Annotated in this window: 15 protein-coding genes and 1 tRNA gene; 6 read left to right on the forward strand and 10 right to left on the reverse strand. The window is 61.1% G+C overall.

All coding sequences use genetic code 11. The annotated features are described in order from the left end of the window. Positions 1 to 62: 62 nt before the first annotated feature. From ilvD to cpdR1, 4 genes are all read right to left on the reverse strand, one after another. A complete protein-coding gene (ilvD, locus tag VL202_RS22945; protein WP_325466371.1) occupies positions 63 to 1901 on the reverse strand; it encodes a dihydroxy-acid dehydratase in 1839 nt (612 codons plus the stop codon). A gap of 362 nt (positions 1902 to 2263) precedes the next feature. Further along, on the reverse strand, positions 2264 to 2452 hold the full coding sequence (locus VL202_RS22950) for a hypothetical protein (RefSeq protein ID WP_325466372.1): 189 nt from the start codon (positions 2450 to 2452) through the stop codon (positions 2264 to 2266). Between the two features lie 256 nt (positions 2453 to 2708). Then, a tRNA-Val gene (locus VL202_RS22955) sits at positions 2709 to 2783 on the reverse strand. A gap of 95 nt (positions 2784 to 2878) precedes the next feature. Continuing rightward, on the reverse strand, positions 2879 to 3241 hold the full coding sequence (cpdR1, locus tag VL202_RS22960) for a response regulator CpdR1 (RefSeq protein WP_018327941.1): 363 nt from the start codon (positions 3239 to 3241) through the stop codon (positions 2879 to 2881). A gap of 213 nt (positions 3242 to 3454) precedes the next feature. On the opposite strand from cpdR1, the gene VL202_RS22965 reads away from it, so the two are divergent. After that, entirely contained in the window at positions 3455 to 4342 is an 888-nt protein-coding gene (locus VL202_RS22965; RefSeq protein ID WP_325466373.1) for an N-formylglutamate amidohydrolase, read from the forward strand. Between the two features lie 392 nt (positions 4343 to 4734). After that, a complete protein-coding gene (gene hisN / locus VL202_RS22970) occupies positions 4735 to 5508 on the forward strand; it encodes a histidinol-phosphatase (RefSeq protein WP_325466374.1) in 774 nt (257 codons plus the stop codon). Between the two features lie 9 nt (positions 5509 to 5517). Here the strand turns inward: hisN and VL202_RS22975 are convergent, their stop codons facing one another. After that, the gene (locus VL202_RS22975; protein WP_325466375.1) at positions 5518 to 6498 is read right to left on the reverse strand and encodes an alpha/beta hydrolase; all 981 of its coding nucleotides are present in this window, start codon (positions 6496 to 6498) and stop codon (positions 5518 to 5520) included. A 518-nt stretch (positions 6499 to 7016) separates the two neighbouring features. Between VL202_RS22975 and VL202_RS22980 the strand changes: the two genes are divergently transcribed. After that, the gene (locus VL202_RS22980; protein WP_325466376.1) at positions 7017 to 7493 is read left to right on the forward strand and encodes an Hsp20 family protein; all 477 of its coding nucleotides are present in this window, start codon (positions 7017 to 7019) and stop codon (positions 7491 to 7493) included. Positions 7494 to 7546: 53 nt separating this feature from the next. On the opposite strand, the gene VL202_RS22985 is transcribed toward VL202_RS22980, so the two are convergent. Continuing rightward, complete coding sequence (locus VL202_RS22985) at positions 7547 to 8539, reverse strand: bile acid:sodium symporter family protein (protein WP_325466377.1); 993 nt, start codon at positions 8537 to 8539, stop codon at positions 7547 to 7549. A gap of 53 nt (positions 8540 to 8592) precedes the next feature. Next, positions 8593 to 9636 carry a low specificity L-threonine aldolase gene (locus VL202_RS22990; protein ID WP_325466378.1) on the reverse strand — a complete coding sequence of 348 codons (1044 nt, stop codon included), beginning with the start codon at positions 9634 to 9636 and terminating at the stop codon, positions 8593 to 8595. Positions 9637 to 10197: 561 nt separating this feature from the next. On the opposite strand from VL202_RS22990, the gene gltB reads away from it, so the two are divergent. Further along, positions 10198 to 14919 (forward strand): glutamate synthase large subunit, encoded by a 4722-nt coding sequence (gltB, locus tag VL202_RS22995; RefSeq protein ID WP_325466379.1) that lies wholly within the window; start codon positions 10198 to 10200, stop codon positions 14917 to 14919. Positions 14920 to 15021: 102 nt separating this feature from the next. Further along, the gene (locus tag VL202_RS23000) at positions 15022 to 16476 is read left to right on the forward strand and encodes a glutamate synthase subunit beta (protein ID WP_325466380.1); all 1455 of its coding nucleotides are present in this window, start codon (positions 15022 to 15024) and stop codon (positions 16474 to 16476) included. Positions 16477 to 16621: 145 nt separating this feature from the next. Here VL202_RS23000 and VL202_RS23005 read toward each other — a convergent pair whose 3' ends face one another. After that, positions 16622 to 17020 carry a RidA family protein gene (locus VL202_RS23005; RefSeq protein ID WP_325466381.1) on the reverse strand — a complete coding sequence of 133 codons (399 nt, stop codon included), beginning with the start codon at positions 17018 to 17020 and terminating at the stop codon, positions 16622 to 16624. Positions 17021 to 17163: 143 nt separating this feature from the next. On the opposite strand from VL202_RS23005, the gene VL202_RS23010 reads away from it, so the two are divergent. After that, positions 17164 to 17754 (forward strand): TetR/AcrR family transcriptional regulator, encoded by a 591-nt coding sequence (locus VL202_RS23010; protein ID WP_325466382.1) that lies wholly within the window; start codon positions 17164 to 17166, stop codon positions 17752 to 17754. 35 nt (positions 17755 to 17789) lie between these two features. Here the strand turns inward: VL202_RS23010 and VL202_RS23015 are convergent, their stop codons facing one another. Together VL202_RS23015 and VL202_RS23020 are read right to left on the reverse strand one after the other, a co-directional pair. Beyond that, entirely contained in the window at positions 17790 to 19013 is a 1224-nt protein-coding gene (locus VL202_RS23015; RefSeq protein WP_325466383.1) for a DUF459 domain-containing protein, read from the reverse strand. A gap of 132 nt (positions 19014 to 19145) precedes the next feature. Next, complete coding sequence (locus VL202_RS23020; protein WP_325466384.1) at positions 19146 to 20366, reverse strand: lytic murein transglycosylase; 1221 nt, start codon at positions 20364 to 20366, stop codon at positions 19146 to 19148. Positions 20367 to 20542 lie beyond the last annotated feature (176 nt).

Below are 20542 nucleotides of genomic sequence, written 5' to 3' on the forward strand. Positions count from 1 at the left end.
GCCAGAACACGCGCCGATTTTAACCGCGCGCCACCCAATTGGGAAATACCGGTAGGCTTTTCCTATTCGCCGAGATCACGCACGGCACCACGATCGGCGGAGGTGGCGAAGGCGGCATAGGCCTTGAGAGCCGTGGTCACCTTGCGCTTGCGCTGCTCGACCGGCTTCCAGCCCTTGGCGTCCTGTTCGGCCCGGCGGGCGGCGATTTCGGTTTCGTCGACACGCAGCGAGATCGTCCGGTTGGGGATGTCGATGTCGATCATGTCGCCTTCGCGCACGATGCCGATCAGGCCGCCATTGGCCGCTTCCGGGGAGACATGGCCGATCGACAGGCCCGAGGTGCCGCCGGAGAAGCGGCCATCGGTGATCAGGGCGCAAGCCTTTCCGAGGCCCTTCGACTTCAGATAGCTGGTCGGATAGAGCATTTCCTGCATGCCCGGGCCGCCCTTGGGCCCTTCGTAGCGGATGACGACGACGTCGCCGGCCTTGATCTCGTTGGCAAGGATCGCCTTGACCGAGGAATCCTGGCTTTCGAAGACGCGGGCGGGGCCGGAGAATTTCAGGATCGATTCATCGACGCCGGCCGTCTTCACGATGCAGCCGTTCAGCGCGATATTGCCTTTAAGGACGGCCAGGCCGCCATCCTTGGAGAACGGATGCTGGGCATCGCGGATGACGCCGTTTTCGCGGTCGAGATCAAGCTCCTTCCAGCGGGCACTCTGGCTGAAGGCCACCTGGGTCGGTATGCCGCCTGGGGCCGCGCTGAACAGTTCGAGTGCTGCCGGATTGTCGGTGACGGAGATGTCCCATTGCGACAGCGCGTCGCCAAGCGTCTTGGCATGCACCGTCGGCAGGTCGGCGTTCAAAAGGCCGGCACGGTTGAGTTCGCCGAGGATCGCCATGATGCCGCCGGCGCGATGCACATCTTCCATGTGCACGTCGGCCTTGGCTGGCGCAACCTTGGACAGGCATGGCACTTTCCGGGAAAGCCGGTCGATGTCGTCCATGGTGAAATCCAGTTCGGCCTCATGGGCGGCGGCGAGGATATGCAGCACGGTATTGGTCGATCCACCCATGGCGATATCAAGCGCCATGGCATTTTCGAACGCACCCTTGGAGGCAATCGTGCGCGGCAATGCGGTTTCGTCGTCCTGCTCATAGTAGCGTTTGGCGAGACCGACGATGGTGCGACCGGCCTGCAGGAACAGCTTTTCGCGGTCGGAATGGGTAGCGAGCGTCGAGCCGTTGCCGGGCAGCGACAGGCCGAGCGCCTCCGTCAGACAGTTCATCGAATTGGCGGTGAACATGCCCGAGCAGGAGCCGCAGGTGGGGCAGGCGGAGCGTTCGATGGTCTGGACATCCTGGTCCGACATGCTCTCGTCGGCGGCGGCGACCATGGCATCCACCAGATCGAGCGCATGGATCTTGCCGTCGGACAGCACGACCTTGCCGGCCTCCATCGGCCCGCCGGAAACGAAGATCGTCGGGATATTGAGGCGCAGCGACGCCATCAGCATGCCTGGGGTGATCTTGTCGCAGTTGGAGATGCAGACCATGGCATCGGCGCAATGCGCGTTGACCATGTATTCGACCGAGTCGGCGATCAGTTCGCGCGAGGGCAGCGAATAGAGCATGCCGTCATGGCCCATCGCGATGCCGTCATCCACCGCGATGGTGTTGAATTCCTTGGCGACGCCGCCGTTGGCCTCGATTTCGCGGGCGACCAGCTGGCCGAGATCCTTGAGGTGGACGTGGCCGGGCACGAACTGCGTGAATGAATTCACCACCGCGATAATGGGCTTGCCGAAGTCGCTGTCCTTCATGCCCGTCGCGCGCCAGAGGCCGCGAGCGCCGGCCATGTTGCGGCCGTGGGTAGTGGTGCGGGAGCGATAGGCAGGCATGGATGTGTTCCTTGAACTGTGTCGGTGAACGGTGGATTTGGGCAACAGGTATCGCGATTGCAGCGGTTCCTACTCCAAAACTGCGCCCGCGTCACGATTTTCGTAACAATATTTCGTGTTTTTTGGGTAGGCAGGCGCAGCCAAAGCGCGTTCGAGGGCGATGTTGGCGCGAACGGCAGCACAGGAAATATTCACGAAGTTTCGCATTTCGAAGGTGGCGGGCGCAAGTCTACCTCATTTGGGGGATGCGCGAGCCGGCGTTTCGCTTTCTAGTGGCCGTGCTGGACACTTTGCAGGCTGGCAATTTCATCACGTAAACCTTCTTCAAGTCCCCTCTCCGGCAACGGCGGGGGACTTTTCATTCAAATCAGCAGGCTCTTGCGGCGTGCGAGATAAGCCTTGTTGAGAACATCCATGATATCCTCGGCATCGTCCTGGTCGAGCCCTGTCAGGTCACGGCCGTCTGTCGCCGCCGGCACCCTGGTGATCACGTCCAGGATCGTCCAGCTTCCGTTCTTTTCCTGTCTGAGTCCATAGCGCGGTTCGTTCACGGCAGGCCATCCTCCATCCGTTCTCTTGCAATGATGCGCTTCGCAACGCCGGGACAAATCAAACATAGGAATCTGCCCGCATTTGACAATGCCGGCCACATCGGCCGTTGCGATCAAAAATGGTCGAGGGGCAATTGCCGAACTTGTGGGACGGTTCGCCCTGCGGCCGCGCTGCCCCGCGGGGGCTTGCCATTCAGACCAGGGTGGGGAATCAAAAAAGGCTTTCCGGTTGCCCGAAAAGCCTTTTGAAACTGGATGGTGGGCGTAACAGGGATTGAACCTGTGACCCCTACGATGTCAACGTAGTGCTCTCCCGCTGAGCTATACGCCCATCCGATGTCGGCGCATAGACCACAAACCTTCTGAAGCGTCAATAGGCTTTTATCGGCTTTTTGACAGGAAGTTTTGCAGCCCTTGCGGCGCGGCCTATGCGGCCAGCATCTTGTTCACTTCATCCACAAGATCGCGCAGGTGGAAGGGCTTGGACAGGACCTTTGCGTCCTTCGGTGCCTTCGAATCAGGGTTGAGCGCGACGGCGGCGAAGCCGGTGATGAACATGACCTTGAGATCGGGATCGAGTTCCGTCGCCCGGCGGGCGAGCTCGATGCCGTCCATTTCCGGCATGACGATATCGGTCAAGAGGAGCGAGAACGGTTCTTCGCGCAGCCGGTCATAGGCGCTGGCGCCATTGTCGAAGGACAACACCTTGTAACCAGCCTTTTCCAGGGCTTTCACCAGGAAGCGGCGCATGTCGTTATCGTCTTCGGCGAGGAGAATTTTTGGACTCATGGATTTAAGCCGTTTGCACCTTACGTGTCGATGTCGGGAATTGCGGTGCCATCATGAAACCGCACGCGGGTAAATATCCGGTGAAGACCGGATATCTGACGAAGAGATGGGCACAGGCCCGGTCACTGGCAGGAGCCGACTATGGACACAGATGCTGCCAGCTGGCAACATACACCAGGTATCAAGATTATGACATGGTAAAAAAGGGCTGCGATGACGCAGAACGTCAGCGAAACCGAACCGTACGAGGTTCGCGAGCCGGAAATGCAGCGCATTCCCTTTGTCTTCAATTCCCCGCATAGCGGGCGGGACTACAGCCAAGCCTTCCTGAACCAGACGAAACTGGACGGTATGGCGATCCGCCGTTCCGAGGATTATTTCGTCGACGAGTTGTTTCATAGCGTGACAGGTCTTGGCGCGCCGCTGCTGATGGCGCATTTCCCGCGCGCCTTTCTCGATGTCAATCGCGAGCCCTACGAGCTCGACCCGCGCATGTTCGACGGGCCGCTGCCGCCGCATGCCAATATCAGCTCCATGCGCGTTGCCGGCGGGCTTGGAACCGTGCCGCGGCTGGTGGCGGAAAACATGGAAATCTACCGCGGCCGCTTGTCCGTCGCCGAGGCGCTGGAGCGGGTCGAGACCATCTACAAGCCCTATCATGCCTGCCTGCGCAAGTTGATTGCCCGCACCCATGTCCGCTTCGGGCTGGCGGTGCTGATCGATTGCCATTCCATGCCGGGCAATATCCGCATCGCCGGCAGCGGCCAGCGGCCCGATTTCATCGTCGGCGATCGTTACGGCACCAGCGCTTCCGCCGACCTGTCGCGCGCGGCGGTCTCGCTCCTGGAAGATCTCGGCTTTTCCGTTGCCCGAAACAAACCCTATGCCGGCGGCTTCATCACCGAGCATTACGGCCGGCCGGCGCGCGGCCTGCACGCGCTGCAGATCGAGATCAATCGCGGCCTCTATGTGGATGAAGCGACGTTGCTCAAGAAGCCGGAATTTTCAAGGGTCGCTGATGCGATCCGGCTGTTCCTGACCGGACTTGCCGCGCATGTGCAGAAATATGTGGTGATGCCCACGCCGCTTGCGGCCGAATAACCGGTCCTCGCCGAACTTCCCGCTTCCCCCCACTCAAAAAAAACCGCGCTTGCGGCGCGGCCAAGTTTAGGGAGGAAACACCCAAGGAGGGTATTTACAGTCACAAGTGACTGTAGGGAAAAGCTAATATTGCAGCGCACAAATGTCAAGGCGAATTTGGCCATATCGCTGCATCGCGCCAGACAGCTATTTCATCCAAAATCGCTGAAATACGTGGTTTTTCGCGGTTCTCCACAGTCTATGGCAGGTTCTTCTGAATTTCCGGCCCCTGTTCCTTTCGCAAGCGCGAATTCCGTCGATTTTTGTCAAATTCCGCGGCCAAGACTTCATTTTCAAAAAAATGTGCCATAAGCAGTTTCAACCGTCCTTTTTCCCGATCTTCGTGAGGTTTCATGCTGCCGGACCGTGAATTCTTTGACCGCCTCGCCGATGCGGCCAAGGCCGAGACCCTGCCGCGTTTTCGCACCGGCATCAGCGTCGTCAACAAGGAGGCCGGCGGTTTCGATCCGGTCACCGAAGGCGATCGGGCGGCGGAGGCGGCGATCCGCGCGCTGATCGAGCTGGATTTCCCCGAGCATGGCATCCTCGGCGAGGAATTCGGCAATGTCGGACTCGACCGCGATTATGTCTGGGTCATCGACCCGATCGATGGCACGCGTGCCTTCATCTCCGGCCTGCCGGTCTGGGGCACGCTGATCGGCCTTTATCACAAGGGCGAGGCGGTGATGGGCATCATGGACCAGCCGTTTACCGGCGAACGCTATTTCGCCGACGGGAAGACGGCGTCCTATCGCGGCCCGGGCGGGGATAAACCAATCACAACGCGCACCGGCGTCGATCTGGCGGATGCGATCATGTTCACGACCACGCCGCACATGTATTTCGGCGAGGCCAAGACCCGCTTTGAAACCATTGAGGGCAAGGTTCGCCTCTCGCGTTACGGCGTCGATTGCTACGCCTTTGCGCTTCTGGCATCGGGCCATATCGACCTGGTGCTGGAATCCGGCGTCAAGGCCTATGACGTCGGCGGTCTCATTCCGCTAGTCGAGCAGGCCGGCGGTGTCGTCACCGACTGGAACGGCGGTCCGGCGGAAATGGGCGGCAATGTGGTTGCGGCCGGCAGCCCCGAACTGCACGCACAGGCCTTGGCGTTGCTCAAGGGCTGAGCCGCGACGTCAATCGACGAGTGCGCTGTCCCTAACCGGTTCCAAGGTTTCGTTGCCGCTGCCGGGGACAAAGGCTTCGATGGCCGCAATGGCCTGGGCGCGGTAGTGATCGGCTTCCTGGAACAGTTCGTGCCGGGCGCCATCGATCGGGATCATGTGGCCGGCGCGAAAATTGCGGGCGAGCGTCTCGACGGCGAGATGCGGCACCAATCTGTCCTGCGTCGGCGCCAGCAGGATCGTCGGAACCCGGACCTGGGTCAGATGATCGTGGCTGGCAATGCGCTTGATTGCCCTGAAGGTTTCGTGAAGCCAGCGGGCCGTGGGCGGGCCAAGCGCCAATTCCGGATGCGCATCGGTCAGTGCCTTGTTGCGGGCGAAGCGCCTGGCATCCGAGGTCAGAAGATTTTCCGAGAAGGGCAGCGGCCCCCTGTCGCGCATCAGGGGCAGGGAGCCGAGCCCGAGCAGGGTGAAGGTGGTGGCGAGAACGCCGATCATCCGGTGGCCGAGCTTCTGCGCACCGAGCGCGACAAAGGGCGCGGTCACGGCCAGCCGGTCGATGCGGCTTGCAAGAAGCGGCGCCTGCGACAGGGCGATCAATGCTCCCATCGAATGCGCCAGCATGAAGAAGGGCAGGCGGGTGTCGGGCAGGACGATCTGCTCGAGGAAAATGGCGAGGTCGCGCTCGTAATCGGCAAATCGCCGGACATGGCCGCGACGGCGATGTTTCAACAGCCGTTCCGAACCGGCCTGTCCGCGCCAGTCGAATGTCGCCACCCAAAGCCCACGGGCCGTCAATTCGCCGATCGTCTCTGCATATTTCTCGATCGACTCGTTCCGCCCCTGGAGCAGGACGACCGTGCCCTTGGAGACGGCCGCCTTCGATTTGAAGATCGCGTAGCGCAGCTTGGTGCCGCCGGCGCCCTCGAAGAGGCCGACGACGTGATTGCCGGGGATCGGATTGTCGGGGGTTGCGTGAAGGATCGGCGTCATGGGCAAGGTCCGTGTCCGGGCAGGATTTGCATGGCGCGGGCGGCAGGAATTTGCGCTCTCGACACGCCGGATGGGCGAAACTCCATCCTTGACCGATTCCCTTAAGGAACGGTGCAAACCATGTCACCATTCAGGGATAGGCCGACCATATGGCCGCGTCAAAGAAAAAAGGCCGGAAGCGGCGGGGGACTGAATGGTTCGCTTCCGGCCAGAGACAGTCGGTCGGCTGAAAGGCAAAACGGACGGGAGAAGGGACGTTCACCGCCGGGACTTTTGCCTTGTTCCGATGATGGTGTTTTACGCCCGCCAAGCTGAACGCATCCGGAACCGGCCGTTCATCCTGCGTTTAGAAAATCGGAGTCACGCAACTTGTGTGCCGGAGGTCTTGAAGGCGCGAAAGGCAATTCCCATCTCATCCTCACGGGCGCCGAAACCGGGCTCGTTCACCGGTTCTGCCATCGCCGCTTGAAGGGATGACAGGATCAGGATCGCACACCAGTTGCTCACAAGAGGACATCATGCGTCACGTTGATTTTTCCCCGCTTTACCGTTCCACCGTCGGTTTCGACCGTCTTTTCACCATGCTCGACAGTCTCGGCCAGCCGGACCAGTCGCAGACCTATCCGCCCTACAATATCGAGCGGACAGGCGAGAGCACCTACCGGATCACCATGGCCGTTGCCGGCTTCGACGAAAGCGAACTTTCGATCGAAGCGCGTGAACACACGCTGACCGTCAAGGGTGAAAAGGGCGAGGACAAGGGGTCGGACAGCCAGTTCCTGTATCGCGGTATTGCCAAGCGCGCCTTCGAGCGTCGCTTCCAGCTCGCCGATCACGTGGAAATCCAGTCCGCTTCGCTGAAGAACGGCCTGCTTCACATCGACCTCCTGCGCGAAATCCCGGAGGCCGCAAAGCCCCGCCGGATCGAGATCGCCGCAGCCCAGTCGACACCGAAGCAGATCGAGGCGACGCAGATCGAAGCTGCCGCCAACTAAGCGTTCGACATCGATCACTGGCTGAAGAAACGGCGTCCGGACGGGCGCCGTTTTTATGTCGAGGACGCTGTCGCCTCGGCCTGCCGGCGCCGACCGCGTTCGGCATATTTCTGGGCAATCACGGCGCAGACCATCAACTGAATCTGATGGAACAGCATCAGCGGCAGGACAATGCTGCCGATACTCTGGCCGGCGAAGATGACATTGGCCATGGGCACGCCGCTGGCGAGGCTCTTCTTCGAGCCGCAGAAGGTGATGGCGATCTCGTCTTCCTTCGAGAAACCGAGCAGCCGGCTGCCGAACATGGTGGCCAGCAGCACGATCGCCAGCAGCACGATATCGAGAATGATGACGACGGAGAGGTCGCGGATGGAGAATGTGTGCCAGAGCCCCTCGGTTACCGCCTCGCTGAAGGCGAGATAGACCACCATCAGGATCGAGCCGCGATCGACCGGCATCAACAGCCTCCTGCGGGCGCGGATGAAGTCGCCGATCCAGGGCTGCAGGATCTGCCCGAGAAGGAAGGGCGCCAGAAGCTGCAGCAATATCTGCTCCAGCGCGTCGAAGGAAAAGCCGCCATGACCGCCGGCCGCAAACAGCAGGCCGACCAGGAGCGGCGTCAGGAACATGCCGAAAATGTTGGACGCGGAGGCCGCGCAGATGGCGGCGGGTACGTTGCCGCCCGCCATTGAAGTGAAAGCGATCGAGGATTGAACCGTGGACGGCAGGACGCAGAGAAACAGAATGCCGGTATAGAGCGCCGGCGGCAGAAGAGACGACGGCAGAAGGCCGGCGGCGAGGCCGAGCAGAGGGAAGAGAAGGAAGGTCGAGCCGAGAATAACGAGATGCAGCCGCCAGTGCAGCAGACCCGCCACCACCACATCGCGCGACAGCCGGGCGCCGTGGAGGAAGAACAGAAGCCCGATGGCGATCTTCGTTGCCAGCCCGAACCATTCGGCCGGTTCACCGGAAATCGGCAGCACGGAGGCAAGTGCAACGGTAAGGACGAGAAGAATTGTGAACGTATCAGGCAGAAAGCGGCGCATGGTGTCTCTGTTAGTCGTATCAGGCGCCGCAATCCTTTACCTGTCATCCGCGCTTAGCAAGCCGCGATAAATTGCCGTACATCTTCCGCCTTCGTCGCAAAGCTGGTGACGAGGCGATAAAGTCCCTCGTCTTCGGCGACATCCGTCAGCGTCTGCGGCACCGGCCAGTCGTAAAAGACGGCGCCCTGCGCCTTCAGCTTGGCGGCCGTTTCCTTTTTCAGGATGACGAACAGTTCGTTGGAGCCGGTCGGCCAGGCCAGGCGTGCGCTCTCGGATGCCTCGATGCCCTTGGCCAGTTCGTTGGCCATGCCGTTGGCGTGGCGCGCAAGATCGAGCCACAGGCCGTCTTCGAGATAGGCATCAAACTGGGCGGCGATGAAGCGCGACTTGGAGAAGAGCTGGGCGGAGCGTTTGCGCAGATAGCCCATTTCTTCCGCCTTCGACGTGTCGAACAGGATCAGCGCTTCGGCACACCAGCAGCCGTTCTTGGTGCCGCCGAAGGAGAGCAGGTCGATGCCGCGCTTCCAGGTCATTTCCGCCGGCGTCGTGCCAAGCGAGACAAGCGCGTTGGCGAAGCGGGCGCCGTCCATGTGGAGCGGAAGCTTCTCAGCCTTGGCGATGGCGGCGATCGCCTCGATCTCGGCGAGGCTGTAAACCGTGCCGGCCTCGGTTGCCTGCGTCATGGTGATTGCCATCGGCTGGCCGCCATGCACACCGCCGGCGCGGGAATGCCGGATTTGCTTTTCCAGGAGATCCGGCCGCATCTTGCCGACCGTTCCGTCGATGGCGGAAAGCTTGGCGCCGTGCGAAAAGAACTCCGGCGCGCCGCATTCGTCGACATAGACATGCGCTTCCCGGTGGCAGAATACCTGGCCGCCGGGGCGATTGGCGCTGGCAAGGGCCAGCGAATTGGCGGCCGTCCCTGTTGCGACGAAGAACACGGCAACCTCGCGCTCAAACACCTCCGACAGGGCGTTTCCAGCCTTCTTGTCGAGATCGCTGGTGCCGTATGCGGAAGCAAAGCCGCCGGCAGCCTTCACCAGGCTTTCGGCAATCACGGGATGGGCACCCGCCCAATTGTCGGAAGAGAAAATCATCGATGCGGTCCTGTGGCTTGGCGGGCGGAGCGTCCCTTTTAGCCTTTGAAGCCGACCATACGGATGCTGTCGCGGCAATCAATGCTTCAAGCTGCATATAAGGACAATGTCAGACCAGTTTGAAACCAAATCAAAGAAAACGAGCGGTTCTTGAAAGAAAATTACAAAAACACGCAATTAACGGCAATGTTCGGCAAATTCTCCTCGATTATTTTTGTCAGTGGTCTTGCGGTCCCATGAGCTTTCTGGCATAGAACCCCTGAAATAGGACAGTCTTGCTGTCCTATTTCGGTCCCAAGACCGGAAAGAGCCGGAAAGCCTGCGAAACGCGGCCCCCGGCGGACGACTGCAAGCCGCGCCGGACACGTCGTGTCCATGCCGCCGGAGCCGTCGCGATGGTCGCGGACCTTCTTTGCCTGATGCAATCAATGCTTCATTTGCGGCCGGATCAGGATCATGCGACGATAATGCCGGTGCCGGCTTCAACGGGACTCTTGCCCGCGAAAGCCTGTCTGGACTGCGGACATACCCGGCCAAACCGGGTTAACAGGAGGGACGACGATGACGGACTTTACGCCATCCACCATGACTGGGCTCAACGATGCGCGCCAATTGGCGACGGTTGAGAAAAATACCGCATTTCCGGGCTTGCCGAAAAAACAGGGTCTTTACGACCCGGCCAACGAACATGACGCCTGCGGCGTCGGCTTCGTCGCGCATATGAAGGGCCAGAAGTCGCACCAGATCGTCAAGGACGGTCTCTTTATCCTCGAAAACCTGACGCATCGCGGTGCCGTCGGCGCCGATCCCCTGATGGGAGATGGTGCGGGCATTCTGGTGCAGATTCCCGACCGCTTCTTCCGCGAGGAAATGGGACTCCAAGGCGTCACCCTGCCCAAGGCTGGCGACTACGCCGTCGGTTACATGTTCATGCCGCAGGACGAGGATCAGATCGCCCATTTCAAACAGGTGATCAGCGACGTCGTGGCCGAGGAAGGCCAGAGCCTGCTAGGCTTCCGGGATGTTCCCGTCGACAATTCGTCGCTGTCGAAAGCGCCGCATATTGCGGCGACCGAGCCGCGTCACATCCAGGTCTTCATCGGCGCCGGTCGCGACGCCGCGACGAACGCGGAATTCGAACGCCGGCTGTTCACGCTGCGCAAGGTGATTTCGAACCGCATCTACGACGCTTTCGAGGGTGCCGAGACCGGCTTCTACCCGGTGTCGTTGTCGTCGAAGACCATCGTCTACAAGGGCATGTTCCTGGCTTATCAGGTGGCCGCCTATTTCAAGGATCTGGCCGATCCGCGTTTCGAAACCGCCGTTGCCCTCGTTCACCAGCGTTTCTCGACCAACACCTTCCCCTCGTGGAAGCTCGCGCATCCCTACCGCATGGTCGCGCATAACGGCGAAATCAACACGCTGCGCGCCAACGTCAACTGGATGGCGGCGCGCCAGGCATCGGTTTCCTCGCCGCTGTTCGGCGGCGATATCTCCAAGCTCTGGCCGATTTCCTATGAAGGGCAGTCGGACACCGCCTGTTTCGACAATGCGCTCGAATTCCTGGTGCAGGGCGGGTACTCGCTCGCTCATGCGGTGATGATGCTGATCCCGGAAGCCTGGGCCGGCAACCAGCTGATGAACCCAGAGCGCAAGGCATTCTATGAATACCATGCCGCACTGATGGAGCCGTGGGATGGTCCGGCCGCGGTTGCCTTCACCGACGGCAAGCAGATCGGCGCGACGCTCGACCGCAATGGCCTGCGTCCTGCCCGCTATCTCGTCACCGATGATGACCGCATCATTCTTGCTTCCGAAGCCGGCACGCTGCCGGTCAGGGAAGAAAACATCGTCAAGAAATGGCGCCTGCAGCCTGGCAAGATGTTGCTGATCGATATGGAAAAGGGCTGCATCATTTCCGACGAGGACGTGAAGTCCTCGCTGGCGACCCAGCATCCCTATCGCCAGTGGCTGGACAATACCCAGCTCATCCTGGAGGATCTGAAGCCGGTCGAGCCGCGCGCGCTGCGTCGTGACGTCTCGCTTCTCGATCGCCAGCAGGCCTTCGGCTATACCCTTGAAGACACCAAGATCCTGATGTCGCCGATGGCGACCACCGGCCAGGAAGCCATCGGCTCAATGGGCACTGATACGCCGATTTCAGCCATGTCGGACAAGACCAAGCTGCTCTATACCTATTTCAAGCAGAATTTCGCGCAGGTCACCAATCCGCCGATCGACCCGATCCGCGAGGAACTGGTGATGAGCCTCGTCTCGTTCATCGGTCCGCGCCCCAACATTCTCGACCACATCGGCGCGTCGCACGCCAAGCGACTCGAGGTGCGTCAGCCGATCCTGACGAACGGGGATCTCGAGAAGATTCGCTCCATCGGCCATACCGAAGATCGTTTCGACACCAAGACGCTCGACTTCACCTACGACGTCGCGCGCGGCGCCGAAGGTATGCCGGAAATTCTGGACCGGCTTTGCGAGCGGGCGGAAGCGGCCGTCAAGGGCGGCTACAATATCATCGTTCTGTCCGACCGGCAGATCGGTCCGGACCGCATGGCGATTCCGGCGCTTCTGGCAACGGCCGCCGTCCACCACCACCTGATCCGCAAGGGGCTTCGTACCTCCGTCGGCCTCGTCGTCGAATCCGGCGAGCCCCGCGAAGTGCACCAGTTCTGCCTTCTTGCCGGCTATGGCGCCGAGGCGATCAATCCCTATCTCGCCTTCGACACACTCACCGACATGCACAAGCGTGGCGAGTTCCCGAAGGAAGTCGATGGCGGCGAAGTCGTCTCTCGCTACATCAAGGCCGTCGGCAAGGGCATCCTCAAGGTCATGTCCAAGATGGGTATCTCGACCTACCAGTCCTATTGCGGCGGCCAGATCTTCGATGCCATCGGCCTGAACTCGGAACTGATCGACCGGTATTTCTTCGGCACCGCGACGCAGATCGAAGGTATCGGCCTGACGGAAATCGCCGAGGAAACGTTCAAGCGCCATCAGTCGGCTTTCGGCGCGGACCCGCTGCTCAAGACGACACTGGATATCGGCGGGGAATATGCCTACCGCATGCGCGGTGAGGATCACGCCTGGTCGCCCGACGCGATCGCCTCGCTGCAGCACGCAGTTCGCGGCAATGCCGTGGATCGCTACCGCGAATTTGCCGAGATGGTGAACGGTGCCGCGCTGCGCATGAACACCATCCGCGGCCTGTTCTCGATCAAGGGCGCCGAAGCGCTGGGCCGCAAGCCGATCCCGCTGGACGAGGTCGAGCCGGCCGTCGATATCGTCAAGCGGTTCTCCACCGGCGCCATGTCCTTCGGCTCGATCAGCCGGGAGGCGCATACGACGCTGGCCATCGCCATGAACAGCATCGGCGGAAAATCCAATACCGGCGAGGGCGGCGAAGAGTCCGACCGCTACTTCCCGCTGTATGACGGTTCGCCGAACCCCGAACGATCAGCGATCAAACAGGTCGCCTCCGGCCGTTTCGGCGTGACGACCGAATATCTGGTCAATGCCGACATGCTGCAGATCAAGGTGGCGCAGGGTGCCAAGCCCGGCGAAGGCGGCCAGCTGCCCGGCCACAAGGTCGACGCGACCGTCGCCAAGACCCGCCATTCGACCCCGGGCGTCGGCCTGATCTCGCCGCCGCCGCACCACGACATCTACTCGATCGAGGATCTGGCACAGCTGATCTATGATCTGAAGAACGTCAACCCGGAGGCCGATGTCTCTGTCAAGCTCGTTTCGGAAGTCGGCGTTGGCACGGTTGCCGCCGGCGTTGCCAAGGCGCGCGCCGACCATATCACCGTTTCCGGCTATGACGGCGGCACCGGCGCCTCGCCGCTGACCTCGCTGAAACATGCGGGCAGCCCCTGGGAAATCGGCCTTGCCGAGACCCACCAGACGCTGGTGCTGAATGGACTGCGCTCGCGCATCGCGCTGCAGGTCGATGGCGGCCTGAAGACCGGCCGCGACGTCGTCATCGGCGCGCTTCTCGGCGCCGACGAATTCGGTTTCGCCACCGCGCCGCTGATCGCCGCCGGCTGCATCATGATGCGCAAGTGCCACCTCAATACCTGTCCCGTGGGTGTGGCGACGCAGGATCCGGTCCTGCGGAAGCGTTTCAAGGGTGCGCCCGAGCACGTCGTCAACTACTTCTTCTTCGTTGCCGAGGAAGTGCGTGAAATCCTGGCGTCACTGGGCTTCGCGAAGTTCGATGACATTATCGGGCTGTCCGAATTGCTCGAAAAGGATGCGATGATCTCGCACTGGAAGGCCAATGGCCTCGACTTCGGCCGTATCTTCCACAAGGTCGATGCGCCGAAGGAAAAGACCTACTGGACCGAGAGGCAGAACCATCCGATCCACGATATCCTCGACCGCAAGCTGATCGAGGCGGCCAAGCCGGCGCTTGAATCGAAGACGCCAGTTGCCATCGAAGTCGATATCAGGAATGTCGATCGTTCGGCCGGCGCCATGCTGTCGGGTGAAGTCGCCAAGCGCTACAAGCACAAGGGCCTGAAGGACGACACGATCTCCGTCAAGCTGCGCGGCACGGCCGGCCAATCGTTCGGCGCCTTCCTCGCACGCGGCATCAGCTTCGAGTTGATCGGCGACGGCAACGACTATGTCGGCAAGGGCCTGTCGGGCGGCCGTATCGTGGTTCGCCCGCCGGAAAACTCGAAGATCGTCGCGGCCAAGTCGATCATCGTCGGCAACACGGTTCTCTACGGCGCGATCAGCGGCGAATGCTACTTCAACGGCGTTGCCGGCGAGCGCTTCGCGGTGCGCAATTCCGGCGCCGTCGCGGTGGTCGAGGGCGTTGGCGACCACGGCTGCGAATACATGACCGGCGGCGTGGTCGTGGTGCTCGGCGAAACCGGCCGTAATTTCGCGGCTGGCATGTCGGGCGGCGTCGCCTATGTGCTGGACGAAAGCGAGGATTTCGCCAAGCGGTGCAACATGGCGATGGTCGAACTCGAGCCGGTTCCGGAAGAGGACGACATGCTGGAGAAGCTGCACCATCACGGCGGCGACCTGATGCACAAGGGCATGGTGGACGTCTCGGGCGATATGACCCGCCATGACGACGAGCGGCTTTACCAGCTGATCTCGAACCACCTGCACTACACGGGTTCGCCGCGTGCCAAGGAAATCCTCGACCATTGGGTCGAGTTCCGGCCGAAATTCCGCAAGGTCATGCCGGTCGAATACCGGCGTGCGCTGGAGGAGATGGAGCGGATGCGGATGGGCATCGCGGCGGAGTAACCGTCGATCTGTGACAACGCACCCCTGTGGCTAAAGGCGCAGGGGTGTATCTGGCGCGCTCGGCCGAGCGCTTCCTCGGATTAGAGATATCAGGAACTTACGATGGGCAAGGTTACGGGCTTCATGGAAATCGACCGGCAGCTGGCAAAGTATCAGCCGGCCTCGGATCGTATTCGGCATTTCCGCGAATTCACAATCCCGATGTCGGACCCGGAAGTGCAGAAACAGGCGGCGCGCTGCATGGACTGTGGCATCCCCTATTGCCACGGCCCAACGGGCTGCCCGGTGCACAACCAGATCCCCGACTGGAACGATCTCGTTTACAACGGCAACTGGGACGAGGCGATCCGCAATCTGCACTCGACCAACAATTTTCCGGAGTTCACCGGCCGCATCTGCCCGGCGCCGTGCGAGGAAGCGTGCACGCTGAACCTGGAAGACGCGCCGGTCGCGATCAAGACCGTCGAGCAGGCGATCGCCGACAAGGCCTATGAAATGGGCTATATCGTGCCGCAGCCGGCCTTTACCAAGACCGGCAAGAAGGTTGCGATCATCGGTTCGGGACCGGCCGGCATGGCGGCTGCCCAGCAATTGGCCCGGGCCGGCCACGAAGTTCATGTCTACGAGCGCGAGAGCAAGCCGGGCGGCCTGCTGCGATACGGCATTCCCGATTTCAAGATGGAGAAGAACTTCATCGACCGTCGCGTCGACCAGATGCGCGGCGAAGGCGTCACCTTCCACTGCGGCGTCAATGTCGGCGTCGACCAGACCGTCGATAACCTGATCGCTGATCATGACGCGGTGCTCTATTGCGGCGGCTCGGAAACGCCACGCGATGCCGGCATTCCCGGCGTCGAGTTTGCCGGTGTGCATGACGCGATGCCCTACCTCGTTCAGCAGAACCGCCGCGTCGGCCGCGAAAACATCGACAGCGTCGGCTGGCCTTCGGATCCGATCCTGGCCGGCGGCAAGCACATCGTCGTCGTCGGCGGTGGCGATACCGCCTCCGACTGCGTCGGTACGGCGTTTCGCCAGGGTGCCGTCAAGGTGACCCAGCTCGACATCCGTCCGCAGCCACCGGAAAAGGAAGACAAGCTTGCCGTCTGGCCGTTCTGGGCTACCAAGATGCGCACCTCGTCCAGTCAGGCCGAAGGCGCCGTGCGCGAATTCCAGGTGGCGACGCTCGAATTCGTCGGCGAAGACGGGGTGCTGACCGGCGTCAAATGCTGCCAGGTCGACGAGCGCCGCAAGCCGATCGCCGGCACGGAATTCGTGATCAAGGCAGACCTCGCCTTCATCGCCATCGGCTTCAGTGGCCCCGGCACCGACAGCGTGCTGAAGGACATGGGCGACAAGCTGACGATCGGAAAAGACAAGCGCGGCGGTTCGTTCGTTCTCGCCAATGACAAGGACTATCGGACGTCGGTCGACAAGGTCTGGGCTGCCGGCGACGTTCGCCGCGGCCAGTCGCTGGTGGTCTGGGCCATCCGCGAAGGTCGCCAGGCGGCCCACGCCATCGACGCATCGCTGATGGGCTCGACGATGCTGCCGCGCTGATAGAGGATGCCCGATCTGATCGGGCGTTGCTCAACGTTGAAAAATGAAATGCCGCAAACCGTGGTCACACCATCGATTTGCGGCATTTGCTTTGATCAGCTCCGAAAATCGCCGCTTTGCAGGAGTGCGAACCCCTTGAGCCGGATCAATGTTTCGAGGGTACCCGGGCGATGACCTTGATCTCGAAATCGAAGCCCGCAAGCCAGTTCACGCCGATCGCCGTCCAGTTCGGATAGGGTGGCTGTTCGAAGATCGATTGCTTGACGGCCATAATCGTTCCGAACTGTTTTTCAGGATCGGTGTGGAATGTCGTTACATCAACCAGATCGTCGAAAGTGCAGCCCGCCGCGTTCAGCGTTGCCTTGAGATTGTTGAAGGCAAGTCGCACCTGGTTTTCGAAGTCGGGTTCGGGCGTTCCGTCGGCGCGACTGCCAACCTGTCCGGAAACGAACAAAAGGTCGCCGGAGCGGATAGCGGCCGAATAGCCGTGTTCTTCATAAAGAGCGTGCCGGTCGGCTGGGAAGATTACCTGTCGTTCAGTCATGTCTACTCTTTCCTGTTGCGAGCGGACCACAAGGCGAGTGGCGAGCTTCACGAATGGTTCAATCTCATATACGGTACGTATGCATTATGTTGACATACGCGGCGTATGTCAAACTTTTATACGTTGCGTATGTGGAATTGAAGATGTCGAAGCGTGCCGAGACGATGGAGCAGAACCGGGCCAAGCTGGTTGCCGCGGGACGCAAGGCCTTTGCAGAGAAGGGGTACTCCGCCGCCTCGATGGACGACCTTACGGCCGAGGTGGGACTGACCCGGGGCGCGCTCTATCACAATTTCGGAGACAAGCGTGGGCTTCTGGCCGCCGTCGTCGACCAGATCGATACGGAAATGGCATTGCGCGCCCAGGAAATCGGCGCCGATGCGGGAGATGCCTGGCAAGGCCTGCTCGCGGAAGGTGTTGCCTATATAGAAATGGCACTTGTTCCGGAAGTGGAGCGTATCGTCCTGCTGGACGGTCCCGCCGTGTTGGGCGATCCCTCGCAATGGCCTAGCCAGAACAGTTGCCTGCAGGTGACCAGGCGAACCGTTGAAAAGCTGATCGCGGACGGTATCGTCAAACCTGTCGATGCCGAGGCGGCGGCGCGGCTGCTCAGTGGTGCGGCCCTTAATGCCGCCCTGTGGATCGCAGCGAGCGACAAACCGCAGGAGGTGTTGCCGAAGGCCATTGAAGCCTTCCATATTTTGGCTTCAGGGTTTCTCGCCAAAGTTCGGTAAAGCGCCGCCTTGACGTCGTGGTATCCCAGCTTTCGCTAATTTCGGATCACCGGATTGCTGATGACAGTTTCCGGTTTTGCCAGCCGGAAATCGTCGACCCGGCCGGTAGGGGCTGCTGCGACTTCGCCTTTTTCGACCAGCTTGTCACGCGGGCTCTTGCCATTGCCTGTCAGCGCGACGGCGCCGCCGAGCAAAGCGGTCCCGCCGTCGAGATCGGGATCGTCGAGGCTGATCGGCTGGGTCTGGATGATATCCTCGTTGGCAGTCGGCGCTGTCACGACCAGATCTTTCAGTCCGTCAGCGCCGGGAACGTCCTGTCCTGACGCCGCCGCATCGCCGAGCAGCTTGCGAATATCCTTCTCGACATAGAAGGCGAGTTTGCGTTTGCCGGCCTTGGTCAGGTTGATGCCGTCGGAGCCGCGCAGGCGGACCTGCTGGCCGTTGATATCGGAGCCGGTCATGACGAACTTGCCGCTCTCATCGACGAATCCATCCCAGATGTCGATGAAATTGCCGCCGACCTTTTCTGCTTCCGTGCGGAAGATTCCATTGAAGGTCACCATGTCGGCTGACATCGAGCTGGACTGGAACGGCGGCACGCCGACCCAGAGAAGCGGAATCTTGTCCTTGCGGGCCAACGCCGCGAAGGTACCGACACGCCTGGTATATTCGGCAAGCCAGGCATCCGTCCGGAATTTTTCCTTGATTCCATCGATCGACATCTGCTGCCGCTCGTTGGCGCCGAGGCTGACGATGATGACGGAGGGTTTTACCTCGGCGATATAGGCGGGCAGGCTCTCAGGCCAATTGAAATAATCGTCGCGCACCAAGCCGGATGAGCCGTTGGCACGGGTCTCGATGACGATGCCGGGCGTGGTCTCGAATGCGGTCTGCAAGCCATCGCCGAGGCTTGCCGCCACGAAATCGCCGACAACCAGGACCTTTTTCGCGTCCGGCAGTTTCTCGACGACAACAGGCGCCGGTTCGGCCGGGGTCGGCTTTGCCTTCTGCCTGGCCTTCCTGGTCTTCGGGCGTTGCTGGGGCTCCCGTTGGCGGGGTTCGTAGATCGGGACGTCATCGTAAACCGGTGGCGGACGCCTGCGACCAAAGCCGAACAGCATGTCTAGAATGGTCCGGCGCTCCTGCGCACCTGCCTGGCGTGGCGGTTCGATCAACAGCGCGGTCAGCCCGATCGAAAGGACGATGAGGGCGTTGAGCAGCCATCGAAGGCCGGTCTTGTTGCTGTGTCTGCCGCTCATGCACTCGTTCCGCGGTGATCTGGCTGGAAGTCTATTTCGTTTCTCCGCAGCTAAGCAACGCCTCTCTTGCGAAAGGCGCTGTCGTCAGGATGCATGCGGATTACGCCGCAATTGAGAAGGCGTTGCCCGCGGTTACTTCCGCAGGACTTTGAGCAGGTGCTGGGTCGGTTCGCCGTCTGCTGCCATGCCGTTGCGGTTCTGGAAGGCCTGGATCGCGGCCTTGGAACCTGAGCCGAAATTGCCGTCGACCTCGCCGTCGTAATAGCCGAGTTCCTTCAGGCGGTTCTGCAGCTCGAACTTCTGCTTGATGTCGAGCGACCCGTCCGGACGGCTCCAGGCCTGTTGCATGCCGCCGTAGCCGGCGATTTCGTCGGCCAGAAGACCAACGCCGAGCGCGTAGGAGTCCGACGCATTGTAGCGCTTGATGACGAAGAAGTTCTTGGTCATCAGGAAGCCCGGGCTGCCGGCCCCGCCGGGCATCTTCAACTCGGCACGCGTGCTGCCGTTGCGGAAACCCTTGCCGTTCGGCCGGGTGAAGCCGAGCGATTCCCATTGGGCAAGCGTCTTGGTCTGGCCGGCGTACTGGCCTCCACCCTGCGGCGGTGCGACTTCGTAACCCCAGGTTTGTCCAGGCTGCCAGCCGTTCTTCTTGAGCAGGTTGGCGGCCGTTGCCAATGCGTCCGGCACGGAGTTCCAGATATCCTTGTGGCCGTTGCCGTCGGCATCAACAGCATAGAGCAGGTAGCTGGTCGGAATGAACTGGGTATGGCCCATGGCACCGGCCCAGGAGCCGTTGAGGTCACGCGGCCCGACATCGCCGTTCTGCAGGATCTTCAATGCCGCGATCAGCTGGGTCTTGGCAAACTTGGCCCGCTTCGGATCAGCATAGGCAAGCGTCGCCAGCGCACGGGGGACGTAGTGAAGACGATCATCTTTCTCCAGCACCGCGCCATAGTTGGATTCCATCGACCAGATTGCGAGAAGAATGGTCCTGTCGACACCGAAATGCTTTTCCAGCGCTGCGAGCGTGCGCGCATGCTTGGCTGCCATTTCCTGGCCGATCTTGCGCGTATAGGGGTTCACGCGGCTGTCGATATATTCCCAGATCTTGTGCTTGAACTCGGGCTGATAGGCCGCTTTCTGCAACACGTCCGGATCGGGTGTCTTGACGCCGGCAAAGGCTTGTCGATAAGTCGCCTTGGTGATGCCGCTCTTGGCTGCTGTCGCGTAGAAGCTGTTGATCCAGGTGGTGAAGCCTTCGTCGGCGGAGGCAGGCGAAGCGGCAAACAGGGCGGCAGCCGTCATGAACGCGGCTGCGGCACGGCAAAGGAGTTTTTTCGAGGTCTTTGTCATCAGCTGTCGTTTCCGTTGCTCGGCACCCTTCCGCAGCCAACCGGGGCTAAATAGGAGAGGCGCAAATTTACAGTCTAAGAGCCAGCTTCATGCATCAACTACATGCACGTGGTCCCATCTTCGAGCCGGTTTGCCGGGAAGGCAACCGCCAGAATCAAAATCCTACGAGAATGAAG

The sequence above is a fragment of the Pararhizobium sp. genome, from assembly GCF_035497515.1.
Classification (GTDB): Bacteria; Pseudomonadota; Alphaproteobacteria; order Rhizobiales; family Rhizobiaceae; genus Pararhizobium.

Coding starts and splice junctions, on each gene's coding strand:
- gltB (WP_325466379.1), top strand. CDS start 10,198: ATGACGGACTTTACGCCATCCACCATGACTGGGCTCAACGATGCGCGC.
- VL202_RS23005 (WP_325466381.1), bottom strand. CDS start 17,020: ATGACTGAACGACAGGTAATCTTCCCAGCCGACCGGCACGCTCTTTAT.
- VL202_RS23000 (WP_325466380.1), top strand. CDS start 15,022: ATGGGCAAGGTTACGGGCTTCATGGAAATCGACCGGCAGCTGGCAAAG.
- hisN (WP_325466374.1), top strand. CDS start 4,735: ATGCTGCCGGACCGTGAATTCTTTGACCGCCTCGCCGATGCGGCCAAG.
- VL202_RS22990 (WP_325466378.1), bottom strand. CDS start 9,636: ATGATTTTCTCTTCCGACAATTGGGCGGGTGCCCATCCCGTGATTGCC.
- VL202_RS22965 (WP_325466373.1), top strand. CDS start 3,455: ATGACGCAGAACGTCAGCGAAACCGAACCGTACGAGGTTCGCGAGCCG.
- VL202_RS23020 (WP_325466384.1), bottom strand. CDS start 20,366: ATGACAAAGACCTCGAAAAAACTCCTTTGCCGTGCCGCAGCCGCGTTC.
- VL202_RS22975 (WP_325466375.1), bottom strand. CDS start 6,498: ATGACGCCGATCCTTCACGCAACCCCCGACAATCCGATCCCCGGCAAT.
- VL202_RS22985 (WP_325466377.1), bottom strand. CDS start 8,539: ATGCGCCGCTTTCTGCCTGATACGTTCACAATTCTTCTCGTCCTTACC.
- VL202_RS22980 (WP_325466376.1), top strand. CDS start 7,017: ATGCGTCACGTTGATTTTTCCCCGCTTTACCGTTCCACCGTCGGTTTC.
- cpdR1 (WP_018327941.1), bottom strand. CDS start 3,241: ATGAGTCCAAAAATTCTCCTCGCCGAAGACGATAACGACATGCGCCGC.
- ilvD (WP_325466371.1), bottom strand. CDS start 1,901: ATGCCTGCCTATCGCTCCCGCACCACTACCCACGGCCGCAACATGGCC.
- VL202_RS23010 (WP_325466382.1), top strand. CDS start 17,164: ATGTCGAAGCGTGCCGAGACGATGGAGCAGAACCGGGCCAAGCTGGTT.
- VL202_RS23015 (WP_325466383.1), bottom strand. CDS start 19,013: ATGAGCGGCAGACACAGCAACAAGACCGGCCTTCGATGGCTGCTCAAC.